Raw genomic sequence first — 13,587 nt, 5'->3', positions numbered from 1 at the left:
CCGTTTTCGGGTGGCCTCCTCCCCGCGCGCGGCTAACGTTCAGGCGGCTGCGACGGGCAGCGATCGAGGAGCACGATGACGGCCACCCCACGCACCCCCGCCATGGGACCAACCGAATGGGCGATGCTGATCGCCCTTTCGGTCCTGTGGGGCGGCTCGTTCCTCTTCATCGGCATCGCCGTCAAGGCCGTGCCGCCGCTCACTATCGTGCTGGCCCGCGTCGGCATCGCCGCCCTCGCCCTCAACCTCGTGCTGCGGCTCTCGGGACAGCGGCTGCCGATCGACGGCCGCTTCTGGGTCGCCTTCGCGATCATGGGCCTCCTCAACAACCTCATCCCCTTCAGCCTCATCGTCTGGGGACAGGCGCGCATCCCGAGCGGCGTCGCCTCCGTCCTCAACGCCATGACGCCCGTCTTCACCGTCATCGTCGCCCATTTCCTGACGAGCGACGAAAAACTGACCGGCAACCGGCTCGCCGGCGTCGCGCTGGGCTTTGCCGGCGTTGCGGTGATGATCGGGCCGGCGGCCGTCATGGGCCTGGGTGCCGACGTCATCGGCGCCGTCGCCGTTCTTCTCGCGGCGCTGTCCTACGCCTTCTCCGGCATCTTCGGGCGCCGCTTCCGCGGCTACGGGCTGAGCCCGCTCGTGGCCGCCACCGGCCAGCTCACGGCAACCACGGCGATGATGACGCCGCTCGCCCTTCTCGTGGAGCAGCCGTGGACATTGCCGGCGCCCGGCCTCGGCCCGGTGGCCGCGATCGTCGCGCTCGCGCTCGCCTCCACCGCGCTCGCCTATATCCTCTTCTTCCGCATCCTCACCGCGGCGGGGGCGGTCAATCTGTCGCTCGTGACGCTGCTCATCCCGGTGAGCGCCGTCTTCTTCGGCGCCATCTTCCTCAACGAGGCCATCGCGGCGAGGCATCTGGCCGGAATGGGCCTGATCGGCCTGGGTTTGCTCGCCATCGACGGGCGCCTGTTCGCCGCCCTGAGGCGCTCCCCCGCGTGAGGCGGACGGGGAGGAAATCCGCACCCTGATGCGCGCGGCGGCTTGCGGGTGCAGCAAGACCTTGGTTATACGGCTAGTTGAAGCTGTCGGCCGGAGTCGATCATCGGCGCCGGTCCGACGAAGAGGGAACGGGCTGCCAGCAGCCCGATGACGGGAACCGGCTGATGCGAGGCGCTCTCGGTGGCCCGCGCGTTCTCCTGCGCCGCCTCCGCGAGGTCATGGCGGAGCCGGTCCACGCGCAGGAGAAGCTCGACAGGATCGTCATCCAGATCGCCGCCAACATGGTGGCGGAGGTGTGCTCGGTCTATGTCATGCGCGCCGACGGCGTGCTGGAGCTCTATGCCACCGAAGGCCTGAAGCGCGAAGCCGTCCACCTGACGGCCATGCGCGCGGACGAGGGCCTCGTCGGCCTCATCGCCCGCGAGGCCGAGCCGCTCGCCCTCTCCGACGCCCAGTCGCACCCTGCCTTCAGCTACCGTCCGGAGACGGGCGAGGAGATCTACCACGCCTTCCTCGGCGTGCCGATCCTGCGCGCCGGCAACACCCTCGGCGTGCTCGTGGTGCAGAACCGGGCCCACCGCCTCTACAGCGAGGAGGAGATCGAGGCGCTGCAGACGACCGCGATGGTCCTGGCCGAGCTGATCGCCTCGGGCGAGCTGCAGGCCATCGCGACCCCCGGCGCCGACATCGCCATCCGCCGGCCGCTGCACCAGCGCGGCGTCTGCCTCGCCGACGGGGTGGGCCTCGGCCACGTGGTGCTGCACGAGCCGCGCGTCGTCGTGAAGAACCTCATCGCCGAGGACGTGCAGCGGGAGGTGCAGCGCCTCGAGGATGCGATCGCCGCCATGCGGGCCGCCATCGACAAGCTCATCGAGCGCGGCGACGTCGCCCACCACGGCGAGCACCGCGACGTGCTCGAGACCGTGCGCATGTTCGCCAACGACCAGGGCTGGCTGCGCCGCATCCGCGAGGCGGTGCTGACCGGCCTCACCGCGGAGGCGGCGGTCGAGCGCGTACAGTCCGACACCCGCGCCCGTCTCCTGCGCCAGACCGACCCCTATCTGCGCGAGCGCCTGCACGATCTCGACGACCTCGCCAACCGGCTGCTGCACACGCTGGCCGGCACGGACCTCGCTACCAGCCGGGAAGGCCTGCCGGAGAATGCCATCCTGGTGGCCCGCTCGATGGGGCCCGCGGCGCTGCTCGACTACGACCGGGCGCATCTCAGGGGCGTGATCCTCGAGGAAGGCGGCCCGACCAGCCATATCGCCATCGTCGCCAGGGCGCTCGGCATCCCCGCGGTCGGCGAGGTCGAGAACATCACGAGCCTCGTCGAGCAGGGCGACGCCATCATCGTCGACGGCGGCGCGGGCGAGGTGCAGATCCGCCCGGCGCCCGACGTCGAGGCGGCCTATGCGGAGAAGGCGCGGCTGCGCGCCCGCCGGCAGGAGCAGTACCGCAGCCTGCGCGACGTGCCCAGCCGCACGCGCGACGGCCTCGAGATCGACCTCAACATCAATGCCGGCCTCATCGTCGACATGCCGCACCTGGCGGAGACGAATGCCGCCGGGGTCGGCCTGTTCCGCACCGAAATCCAGTTCATGGTGGCGCAGCGCCTGCCGACCACCGGCGAACAGCTCGCGCTCTATGCGAGCGTGCTGGAAGCCGCGCAGGGCCTCCCCGTCACCTTCCGCACGCTCGATATCGGCGGCGACAAGGTGCTGCCCTACATGAAACAGGTGGAGGAGGAGAACCCCGCGCTCGGCTGGCGCGCCATCCGCATCGGCCTCGACAGGCCGGGGCTGCTGCGCTCGCAGGTGCGTGCCCTGCTGCGCGCCGGCGCCGGGCACCACCTCAGGATCATGTTCCCGATGGTCGCGACCGTCGAGGAATTCGAGATGGCGAAGGCCATCGTGGCGCGGGAAGAGGCGCATCTTGCCCGGCACGGCCACCCGCCACCGGCCTCGCTGTCGCTCGGCGTCATGGTCGAGGTGCCCTCGCTCCTCTTCCACATCGACGAGGTCGCGCGCCGGGTCGACTTCATGTCGGTCGGCTCCAACGACCTGATGCAGTTCCTCTTCGCCGCCGACCGGGAGAACCGCCAGGTCTCGGCGCGGTTCGACCCGCTGTGCCGGCCGGCGCTACGGGCCCTCAAGGTCGTCGCCGAGCGGGCCGACGCGCTCGGCTGCCCGGTCACCGTCTGCGGCGAGATCGGCGGCCGGCCGCTCGAGGCCATGGCGCTCATCGGCCTCGGCTACCGGCGGCTGTCGATGTCGCCGTCCGCCGTCGGGCCCGTGAAGGCCATGCTGCTCAAGCTCGATGCCGGCGCCATCACGGCCGAGATGGAGCGGCTGCTCGCAGGGGATGGTGACCTGTCCCTGCGCAAGGCGCTCCTGCGCTTCGCCGAGGCGAACGACATCCCGTTGTAGCGACGCTGCCGCGCATCCGGTTCCACGGCTGCGGGCGAGGCCCGGGCAGCCGCATCGAAGCAGCAGCATTTCGGAAAAGCCATGTCCGACCAGATCTTTACCCCACCGCGCGAGCGGCTCGACGCCATCAGGGCGCGGCGCGACATCCTGACCGCGACGCTAGCGGCCGGCGCCGGGGCGGACGATTTCGTCACCCTGTCGCGCGAACTCGCCGAGCTCGACCCCGTTGTCGTCGCCATCGACGCCTTCGAGGGCGCCCGGAAGAACCTCGAGGACATCGAGACCCTTCTCGACGATCCCGCGACCGATGCCGAGATGCGCGCCCTCGCCGAAGAGGAGCTGCCGCAGGCGCGCGAGGCGGTGGGCGAGGCGGCGCATGCCCTCAAGCTGATGCTGCTGCCGAAGGACGAGGCCGACGAGAAGAGCGCCATCCTCGAGATCCGCGCCGGCACGGGCGGGGACGAGGCGGCCCTCTTCGCCGGCGACCTCTTCCGCATGTACAGCCGCTACGCCGACCTCAAGGGCTGGAGCGTCGAGATCCTGTCGGAGAGCGAGGGCACCGTCGGCGGCTACAAGGAGATCATCGCCGAGGTGAAGGGGCGCGGCGTCTTCGCCCGCCTCAAGTTCGAATCCGGGGTCCACCGCGTGCAGCGCGTGCCGGAGACGGAGGCCTCGGGCCGCATCCACACCTCCGCCGCCACCGTCGCCGTGCTGCCGGAAGCGGCGGAGGTCGACTTCGCCATCGACGAAGGCGATCTCAGGGTCGACACCATGCGCGCCGGCGGCGCCGGCGGCCAGCACGTCAACAAGACCGAATCGGCTGTGCGCATCACGCATCTGCCGACCGGCATCGTCGTCCTGGTGCAGGACGAACGCTCGCAGCACCGCAATCGCGCCAAGGCCATGGCGCTCCTGCGCTCGCGGCTCTACGACGCCGAGCGCCAGCGCAAGGACGCGGAGCGCGCCGCCGACCGGCGGGCGCAGGTCGGCTCCGGCGACCGCTCCGAGCGCATCCGCACCTACAACTTCCCGCAGGGACGCCTCACCGATCACCGCATCGGCCTCACCCTCTACAAGCTCGAGGAGGTGATGATGGGCACGGCCCTCGACGAGGTGATCGACGCCCTGACGACCGAGCACCAGGCGGCGCAGCTCGCCGCGCAGGAGGGATAAAGGAGCGCAAGACACCGCCAAGCGCGGCCGTCCCCTCCCCCCGCCTACGGCGGGGAGGGGTTAGGGGGGCAGTGCCGCCCCACGACGCTGGTGCTTCTTGGCGGGCGACCGGTTTCGAACAGCCTGCCTGCTGACCCGCCCCCCACCCCGACCCTCCCCGCCACTTCGTGGGGGAGGGAGAAGGCACGTGTCGCCCAGCGAAGCTGCCTTCATATCTCCGCCCGGAATCCCTCCAGGAAGCCGCGCATCGCCGCCATGCGCTCCTGCGCGCGGCGGCGGCCGGCCGGGGTCTGAAAGCCGTCGCCGAGGCGCAGGAGCTTCTCCGGGAAGTGGTCGAGCGCGAAGCGCGTGCCGTCGAGCGGGCGGTGCGCCGCGTCGGGGTCGTCGAGATCGTAGAGCGCGGAGCCGAGGCGGCCGGCGATGTAGAAGCAGCGCGCGACGCCGATGAAGCCGATGGCGTCGAGCCTGTCGGCGTCCTGCACGATCTTCGCCTCCAGCGTGCGCGGCGCGATGCCGGCCGTGAAGCTGTGCGCCTCGATGGCATGGACGACGTCGGCGACCTCCTCCACCGGCCAGCCGAGCCCGGCGAGGATCGCGGCGGCGCGCTCGCCGGCGAGACGGGAGGCGCGGCTGCGCTGCGGCGCGTTCTTCTCCACATGGACGCAGTCGTGCAGCAGGACCGCCGCCGCGACGACCCTGGCCTCCCCGCCTTCCTCGGCCTGAATGGCGAAGGCGTTGTGCCACACCCGCCGCAGGTGGCCGAGGTCGTGCGAACCGTCGGACGAGACCGGCAGATGCGGCAGGAGGGCTTCGGCGAGCTGCTCGAAGGGAGAGAAGGCTTGCATGCGGAGGTTCCGAGGCGGATAAGACGGCGCCTTATGCAGGCCCAGCGGCCCGCGAACAAGCGGGCACCACATGTCCCCTCCTCCGTTTGCGATGGAGCGGGAGGAATCACCCCGACGACCATGCCCATTCCGGTTCCGCCCTTGATGCCGACCACGACGCGCCAGGAAGCCCTGCGGCATTTGCGCACGTCCTTCGCGGCAGCCGGCATCGACAGTCCGGCGCTCGACGCCCGCCTTCTCCTGCTGGCAGCACTCGACATCGCCGGCGCGGAGCTCGCCGCCACACCGGCGGAGCCACTTGGCGAGGACGGTGCAAAGCGCCTCGCCGCCTTCGCGGCGCGCCGGCTCGATCGCGAGCCGGTGGCGCGCATCCTCGGCGAGCGGGAGTTCTGGGGCCTGCCCTTCCGGCTGTCACCCGCGACTCTCGAGCCGCGGCCCGATACCGAGACGCTCGTCGAGGCGGTGTTGAAGACGCTCAGGGCGCAGGGCCGCGCCGATGCGCCGCTCGCCATCGTCGACGTCGGCACCGGCACCGGCTGCATCCTCCTCGCCCTGCTGCACGAACTGCCGCAGGCGACGGGCCTCGGCATCGACCGCGCCCTGGAGGCGGCGCAGACGGCCCGCGGCAACGCCGAGCGCCTCGGCCTTGCCGCCCGGGCGCATTTCATCGTCGGCAACTGGTCCACGGCCGCTGCAGGGCCGGTCGACGTCCTCGTCTCCAATCCGCCCTATATCGAGAGCGCCGTGATCCCCGGGCTCGCGCCGGAGGTGCGGCAGTACGACCCGCTCCTTGCCCTCGACGGCGGTCGCGATGGACTTGATGCCTATCGAGCCCTGGCGGCGGACGCGCCGCGTCTCCTCGCGCCGGGCGGTCTTGCGGCGCTCGAAGTCGGCGAGGGGCAGGACGGCGCCGTCGCAGGCCTCTTCGCCGGGCGCGGACGGATAACGGTCCATGCCGATCTCGGGGGCATCGCCCGCACGGTCCTCGTCGAGGCGGACGGCTGAGCCTGCCAGCGGAGGCCACCCGCCGGGCCGGAGCGCAAAAAAGGCTTGGCGGTCACGGTCAAAGCCGCTAGTGTCCGGTCAGGAATCGCGCTCCACGACAAATGATCTGGCTTCAGCAAGCCCGGTCGAGGTTGCGACAGCAAGCCTCCGGGTCGGCGCGAACATCAAGTCTTCGGAGTGCCGGGATGCGTCTGCGCCTGGCATGAAGCGTCGGACGACGAGGCGACGTCGGTTCGGCGCGGCCGGGGAAGTATCCGGAGAGCTCGCTCGCCCTCGGATCATTGCCGCTGTTACATGACGTTCTCGGCTGACAAGCCCCTTCGGTTCGGCATGCGATCCGAACCAACCGGCTCGCTCAATGCCTCTCGGCGGTCTTCCGCCCGGGATGGTCTGCGGCGTCGGGATGTCATGCGGTTCAGGAAGCTTCAAAGAGACAATAGATGAGACCAGGTCAGAACAGGCGTATGCGGGGGCGCAACCGCAAGGGTCCCAACCCGCTGACGAGAAGCTACGAGTCGAACGGTCCGGACGTGAAGGTGCGTGGCACCGCCCAACATATCGCCGAGAAATACAGCCAGTTGGCGCGCGACGCCCAGGCTTCCGGCGATCCGGTCGCGGCCGAGAATTATTTCCAGCACGCGGAACATTATTTCCGCATCATCGCGGCGGCGCAGTCGCAGCTGCAGCAGACCTACGGCGGCTTCCAGCGGCCGTATGACGACGAGCGCGACGATCTCGATGCCGAGGAAGGCAACGGCTTCGGCTACGGCCAGGGGCAGGGCCAGCCGGCCGTGCACGAGCTTGGCGCTCCCCAGCCGGACGTCCGCGGCGAGACTTTCGACGACGACGGCGAGGCCCGGCCCGAGCGCCCGCAGCGCTTCGAGCGTGGCCCGCGCGGCGACCGCCAGATGCGCCAGGACCGCGGCGAGCGGCAGGAGCGCGGTGATCGTCCGGAACGAGGCGACCGCCAGGACCGCAGCGACCGCCAAGAGCGCGGCGAGCGCCAAGAGCGCGGCGAGCGGCGCGAGCGCGGCCCCCGGCCGGCCTATGTGAACGGCAATGCCGCGGGCGAGGCGCGGCGCGCCGAGAGCGAGGAAAAGGCCGGCCTGCCGGCTTTCCTGACGACGCCCGTGCGCACGCCGATCGCCCCGGTCGACGAGGATGAGGCGCCCGCCTCGACGAATGAGCCGGCGGCTGCCGAAGAGGCAGCCCCCAAGCGCACGCGCCGCCGCAAGGCCGCCGCGCCGGCCGAGGAGGCTGCCGTCGAGAGCGCTCCGGCGGAGGAGAAGCCCCGCGCCACCCGCCGTCCCCGCGCCCGCAAGGCCGCCGACGACAAGGTGCCCGCCGGCGAGTGAGCCCGAGCCATCGTAACGACTTCGCAAAAGGCGGGCCACGAGCCCGCCTTTTTCGTTTTGGCGCGGCCGTGTCGGCCTTTTCGCGGATAAGCGGATTGCATCGGCGCCCGCCCTCTTGATGTGGCTACTGTGCAACACCTACATGATTGACGCGGCACAATGACCGATGCCGCAGCCGTACCGAGGATCGCCGCAACGGGGTCTTCCGGCCGGCAAATCCGTTGAATGGGGGGCGCCTTCCCGGGCATCATCTGGCGGGCGGCGTGGCCTCGAGGAGGTATTGATGAACGTCGACAAGTACACCGACCGCTCGAAGGGCTTCCTGCAGTCCGCGCAGGCGCTCGCCCTGCGCGAGGGCCATCAGCAGTTCTCGCCCGAACACCTCCTGAAGGTGCTGCTCGACGATCCCGAAGGGCTCGCGGCCGGCCTCATCGACCGCGCCGGCGGACGCTCGCGCGAGGCGCTGCAACTCGCCGAACAGGCGCTCGCCAAGCTGCCGAAGGTGGAGGGCGGCTCGGGCCAGCTCTATCTCTCGCCCGGTCTTGCCCGGGTGTTCGACACGGCCGAGAAGGCGGCTGAAAAGGCGGGTGACAGCTTCGTTACCGCCGAGCGGCTGCTCATCGCCCTCGCCATCGAGAAGGACACCGAGGCCGGCAAGGCGCTGGCGAAGGCCGGCGTCACCGCCCAGGGCCTCAATGCCGCCATCGAGGCCCTGCGCCAGGGCCGCAAGGCCGACACCGCCTCCGCCGAGGAAGGCTACGACGCCCTCAAGAAATATGCCCGCGACCTCACCCAGGCGGCGCGCGAGGGCAAGCTCGATCCCGTCATCGGCCGTGACGAGGAGATCCGCCGCACCATCCAGGTGCTGTCGCGGCGCACCAAGAACAACCCCGTGCTCATCGGCGAGCCCGGCGTCGGCAAGACGGCCATCGTCGAGGGCCTCGCCCTCAGGATCGTCGACGGCGACGTGCCCGAGAGCCTGAAGGACAAGCGCCTGCTCGCGCTCGACATGGGCTCGCTCATCGCCGGCGCGAAATATCGCGGCGAGTTCGAGGAGCGGCTGAAGGCCGTGCTGCAGGAGGTGCAGGCGGCCGAGGGCGGCATCATCCTGTTCATCGACGAGATGCACACGCTCGTCGGCGCCGGCAAGGCGGACGGGGCGATGGACGCCTCGAACCTGTTGAAGCCCGCGCTCGCCCGGGGCGAATTACACTGCGTCGGCGCCACCACCCTCGACGAATACCGCAAGCACGTGGAGAAGGACGCGGCGCTCGCCCGGCGCTTCCAGCCCGTCTTCGTCTCCGAGCCGACGGTGGAGGACACGGTTTCCATCCTGCGCGGCCTCAAGGAGAAGTACGAGCAGCACCACGGCGTGCGCATCCAGGACGCGGCGCTCGTCGCGGCCGCGACCTTGTCGAACCGCTACATCACCGACCGCTTCCTGCCCGACAAGGCCATCGACCTCGTCGACGAGGCGGCGGCGCGCCTCAGGATGCAGGTCGATTCCAAGCCGGAGGAGCTCGATTCGCTCGACCGCGAGATCGTGCGCCTCAAGATCGAAGCCGAGGCCCTGAAGAAGGAGAGCGATGCCGCCTCCAAGGACCGGCTCGTGCGCCTCGAGAAGGAGCTCGCCGAGCTCGAGGAGCAATCCTCGGTGCTGACGGCGGCCTGGCAGGCGGAGAAGGACAAGCTCGGCCGCGCCGCGGAGCTGAAGAAGAAGCTCGACGAGGCGCGCAACGACCTCGCCATCGCCCAGCGCAAGGGCGAGTACCAGCGCGCCGGTGAGCTCGCCTACGGCATCATTCCGCAACTCGAGCGCGAACTGGCCGAGACCGAGGCCAAGGCCGACGGCAAGGGGGACGGCGCCGGCGTGGTGCAGGAGGCGGTGACGCCCGACAACATCGCCCAGGTGGTGTCGCGCTGGACGGGCGTGCCCGTCGACAAGATGCTCGAGGGCGAGAAGGAGAAGCTCCTCAAGATGGAGGAGCAGCTGGCGCGCCGGGTCGTCGGCCAGAGCGAGGCGGTGGAGGCGGTGTCGACCGCCGTGCGCCGCGCGCGCGCCGGCCTGCAGGACCCGAACCGTCCGATCGGCTCTTTCATGTTCCTCGGCCCCACCGGCGTCGGCAAGACGGAGCTGACGAAGGCGCTCGCCGCCTTCCTCTTCGACGACGAGACGGCGTTGGTGCGCATCGACATGTCGGAATACATGGAGAAGCACTCGGTCGCCCGGCTCATCGGCGCCCCTCCCGGCTATGTCGGCTACGAGGAGGGCGGCGCGCTGACGGAGGCCGTGCGCCGGCGGCCCTACCAGGTCGTGCTCTTCGACGAGATCGAGAAGGCGCATCCGGACGTGTTCAACGTGCTCCTGCAGGTGCTCGACGACGGGCGGCTGACGGACGGGCAGGGCCGCACGGTCGACTTCCGCAACACGCTCATCATCATGACCTCGAACCTCGGGGCCGAATATCTCGTCGCGCAGAAGGCGGGCGAGGATTCGGAGGCCGTGCGCGAGGAGGTGATGGGGGTGGTCAAGGCCCACTTCCGGCCGGAGTTCCTCAACCGCGTGGACGAGATCATCCTCTTCCACCGCCTGAGGCCCGAGCAGATGGGCTCGATCGTCGACATCCAGCTCAAGCGCCTCGCCCGGCTGCTCGAGGACCGCAAGATCACGCTCGCGCTCGACGAGGCGGCGCGCGAATGGCTGGCGACCAAGGGCTACGACCCGGCCTACGGCGCACGCCCCCTGAAGCGCGTGATCCAGAAGAACGTGCAGGACCCGCTCGCCGAGATGATCCTCGCCGGCCGGGTGAAGGACGGCGAAACCGTTGCGGTCACGGCGGTGCCGGAGGGCCTCGTCATCGGCGACACGCCGGTGGTGCGCGAGCGCCGGCCGGCCGGCGTGCCGCTGAACTGATCGCGGGGAGAGGAGCCGCAGCTGGAGCTGCGGCTCCTTGCGTCAGGCGTGGGGCGGAGCGTCGGTCGCTGCCGCCGGCTCCGGGTCTCCCGTTCCCTCGCGCGGCACCACGACGACCGCTTCGGGCGCCTCCGCCTCGCCGGCGGGCCGGGCCGCTCCCCCGGCCCAGCCCTCCAGGGTGCGGGAAACGGTTCGCATCGCGCTTCCCGCCACGGTCCTGACCGCCTCCTTGATCGAGGCGTTGTCGTAGATGCCGGACAGCGGCACTCTCAGGGGAAAGGCTGCCAGCCTTCCGGCCGCATCGCCCCAGAGCCGGCTCGCCCCGGACCCCTCGACCGCATCCTTGACGGCCGTCCTCGTCACGGCATAGGCACTCAAGCCGCCGACGAGCCATCCACCCAGCGCGACATTCTCGACGGACACGGCATCCTTCAGGTTGTCGCCGAGGCTGCGCACGGCATCGTAGGGCAGCAATGCGACCTTGCGGCCGGCGTTGAGGGCAGGCTCGTAGGGCGGCGAGGCCTTCAGGGCGTCGTAAACTTCCTCCCAGTCGCGCCTGCCGAACAGCCACAACGGGCCATAACGGCCGGCCTGGTATTCGATGCCATAGCGGATGCCGTCCTTGATGGCGCCACCCGGCATGCGCAGCGCGTTGTTGACGATCTTGTCGACGACGCCGGCCGTCCTCGGCGAGGAGGCCGCCTCCACCGCGACGGCGATGGGGAGCAGCAGAAGGTTGCGCACCGATCCCGTCTGGTTGGTCAGGAACCGGTTGCGGAAGACCTGCCATTGCCCGAGCTCCATGGCCTTGTTGGCCTTGGCCGCCGGCTCGACCAGCTTTTCCACGTTCGGCGCCAGATAGAACCGGTCACCGACTGCGGGCACCACGCGCAACGACAGCAGATAGCAGCCAAGCACATCGGCCGCGTGCTCGAAGGCTCCCGCCTGCGCCGCCGTGGCGGCCGCCTTGCCAAGCGGATTGCCCAGTTTTTCCGCCTCGGCGAAGAAATTCGGCGTGAAATCGGCCGCCCATCCGGCCGTCATGGCGGGAACGGCATTGACCGCCCCGCACGCCGCGGCCGTCAGGACATCGCGCCGCAACGCCTTGAGCGCCAGCGCCCTGATGTCCTCGAGCCGCTCTCCTTTTTCGGTCAGGCGACGGCTCACGCCCTCGAGATGCAGGCCGAGGGCCGCGCGCACATCCTCGTCAAGCTCCTGCGGGACGGAGGACGCCAGCCAGGAACCGATGACCTGTTCCTCGGGAATGTCGATCGCGACCGACTGTGCACGGGAAGGCCCCTGCGATGCCGCCGCCCCGTTAATCGGCACCGGATCTCCGAGGTGGATGACCACCGAGCGGTCCGGCCGATAGCTGATCGTCACGCTGGGCGCACCCAAGGGGATCTCGGCCAACGCGGGCCCGCGGACCCGGCGCCCCGATCCCGCCTGCGCCGCGTCCCGGAACCGGGCAGCCGCCGCCCCCTCGCCCGCCCCAGAAGATGGAATTGTATTATTATCCACTTCCATACCCATAATGAAGTCCTCGCGAAATATCACGAACAAGCAAAACGGAACCACGCGGCATAGTACTATACATTCAATAAGTGATATTGGTATTATATATTATATAGTCGCCGACTTGGCATGATGGCATGCAGTCGCGCATCGCATTTGTCACGCGGCGAGCGTGTTCATGTGACCGCCAGCGCCTCGGCGGCCACGGAAAAGCCGTTGCGGCCGCGCTTCTTGGTGGCATAGAGCGCGGCATCGGCTTCCTCGATGATCCGCGCCGGTCCGGCCTCCATGTCAGGCCGCCATTCGGCGATGCCGACACTGATGGAGAGGAAGATCGTCTCGCCCCGCCACGGACAGGGGTTCGCCGCGACGAGACTGACGAGATCGCCGGCCACGGTCGCGGCCCTGGCGAGATCGGCGCCGGGCAGGCTGACGCAGAACTCGTCGCCGGAGAGACGGGCGAGCATGTCCCCCTTGCGCAGGCGCGAGGAGGCGAGCGCGGCAAAATGCACGAGGCAGGCATCACCGGCGGCGTGGCCGTAACGATCGTTGATCTCCTTGAAGCAATCGAGGTCGATCAGCATGAGCGAGAAGCCCTGGCCCGTGCGCCGGCCGATCGCCTCGAGGCGCTCGCTCGCCTGCATGAAGCGGCGACGGTTAGGCAGGCCGGTGAGGTCGTCCTCCTGTGCCAGGGCCGCGAGCTCTGAGCGCAGGCGGTCGACCGCCATCAGCACGAAGCCGAGATTCCAGACGCCTCCGCCGAAAATGACGGCGACGAGGAAGACGGCAGCGACCGCATAATACGCGTCAGTCGTCATCAGCCCGGCAAGGCGCAGGCCGTTCGTCGTGAATTCCGCCCCGTGGCCGAGGAGCGCGAGGCCCATGGCGGATGCGGCGACGAGCGCGCCGAGACGACGTCCGCCGTTCCTGAGAAGGGTGAACGCCGCCAGGCCGATGGCCACGATCTGCCCACCCGCTGTCGCCATGTTCAGGCCCGGCCGGCTGTCGAGGGACAGCGCCATGGCGAGGCTCGCGGCCACCGTGAGGGCGACGGCCACATCCCAGCGCGGCCTTGCCCCGTAGAACACACGCACACCGCCCCATGTAACGGCGAAGCCGAAGATGATGCAGGCGTTGCCCGCAACGATGAAGGCCTTGCCGAAGGGCAGCGCCTCGAGCGCCAGGAGGCAGCCGCCGAGCGTGGTGAGAATGCAGCTCGCCAGCCAGTAGCGCGCGGCCTCGAACGTCCGGTAGGCATGGCAGATGGCCGCCCAGACGATGGTCAGGGTCAGCGAGTTGAGGAGGATGATGACGTAGAGCGTGAAGAAATCGAGGTTCAATTCATG

9 protein-coding genes are annotated in these 13,587 nt (G+C 69.8%); 6 read left to right on the top strand and 3 right to left on the bottom strand.

The window, feature by feature from the left end:
- Positions 1–75: 75 nt before the first annotated feature.
- From AL346_RS09640 to prfA, 3 genes are all read left to right on the top strand, one after another.
- Positions 76–1,005 carry a DMT family transporter gene (locus tag AL346_RS09640; RefSeq protein WP_026014785.1) on the top strand — a complete coding sequence of 310 codons (930 nt, stop codon included), beginning with the start codon at positions 76–78 and terminating at the stop codon, positions 1,003–1,005.
- A gap of 164 nt (positions 1,006–1,169) precedes the next feature.
- Positions 1,170–3,434 (top strand): phosphoenolpyruvate--protein phosphotransferase, encoded by a 2,265-nt coding sequence (gene ptsP / locus AL346_RS09635; RefSeq protein WP_026014784.1) that lies wholly within the window; start codon positions 1,170–1,172, stop codon positions 3,432–3,434.
- An 81-nt stretch (positions 3,435–3,515) separates the two neighbouring features.
- The gene (prfA, locus tag AL346_RS09630; protein ID WP_019400238.1) at positions 3,516–4,607 is read left to right on the top strand and encodes a peptide chain release factor 1; all 1,092 of its coding nucleotides are present in this window, start codon (positions 3,516–3,518) and stop codon (positions 4,605–4,607) included.
- Positions 4,608–4,816: 209 nt separating this feature from the next.
- Here the strand turns inward: prfA and AL346_RS09625 are convergent, their stop codons facing one another.
- A complete protein-coding gene (locus AL346_RS09625; protein WP_019402531.1) occupies positions 4,817–5,452 on the bottom strand; it encodes an HD domain-containing protein in 636 nt (211 codons plus the stop codon).
- A 120-nt stretch (positions 5,453–5,572) separates the two neighbouring features.
- Between AL346_RS09625 and prmC the strand changes: the two genes are divergently transcribed.
- The 3 genes from prmC (at position 5,573) to clpB (ending at position 10,726) form a co-directional block, all read left to right on the top strand.
- Positions 5,573–6,457 (top strand): peptide chain release factor N(5)-glutamine methyltransferase, encoded by an 885-nt coding sequence (prmC, locus tag AL346_RS09620; protein ID WP_019402532.1) that lies wholly within the window; start codon positions 5,573–5,575, stop codon positions 6,455–6,457.
- Positions 6,458–6,897: 440 nt separating this feature from the next.
- A complete protein-coding gene (locus AL346_RS09615) occupies positions 6,898–7,812 on the top strand; it encodes a DUF4167 domain-containing protein (protein WP_197286610.1) in 915 nt (304 codons plus the stop codon).
- 283 nt (positions 7,813–8,095) lie between these two features.
- The gene (clpB, locus tag AL346_RS09610) at positions 8,096–10,726 is read left to right on the top strand and encodes an ATP-dependent chaperone ClpB (RefSeq protein ID WP_019402534.1); all 2,631 of its coding nucleotides are present in this window, start codon (positions 8,096–8,098) and stop codon (positions 10,724–10,726) included.
- Positions 10,727–10,768: 42 nt separating this feature from the next.
- Here clpB and AL346_RS09605 read toward each other — a convergent pair whose 3' ends face one another.
- Entirely contained in the window at positions 10,769–12,289 is a 1,521-nt protein-coding gene (locus tag AL346_RS09605) for a hypothetical protein (protein ID WP_210168027.1), read from the bottom strand.
- Between the two features lie 128 nt (positions 12,290–12,417).
- Positions 12,418–13,581 carry a GGDEF domain-containing protein gene (locus AL346_RS09600; RefSeq protein WP_019402536.1) on the bottom strand — a complete coding sequence of 388 codons (1,164 nt, stop codon included), beginning with the start codon at positions 13,579–13,581 and terminating at the stop codon, positions 12,418–12,420.
- Positions 13,582–13,587 lie beyond the last annotated feature (6 nt).

It is taken from the genome of Chelatococcus sp. CO-6 (assembly GCF_001271345.1).
Lineage (GTDB): Bacteria > Pseudomonadota > Alphaproteobacteria > Rhizobiales > Beijerinckiaceae > Chelatococcus_A > Chelatococcus_A caeni.
The sequence above is the reverse complement of the archived record's forward strand: the minus strand, read 5'-3'. Positions and strand labels throughout refer to the sequence as shown.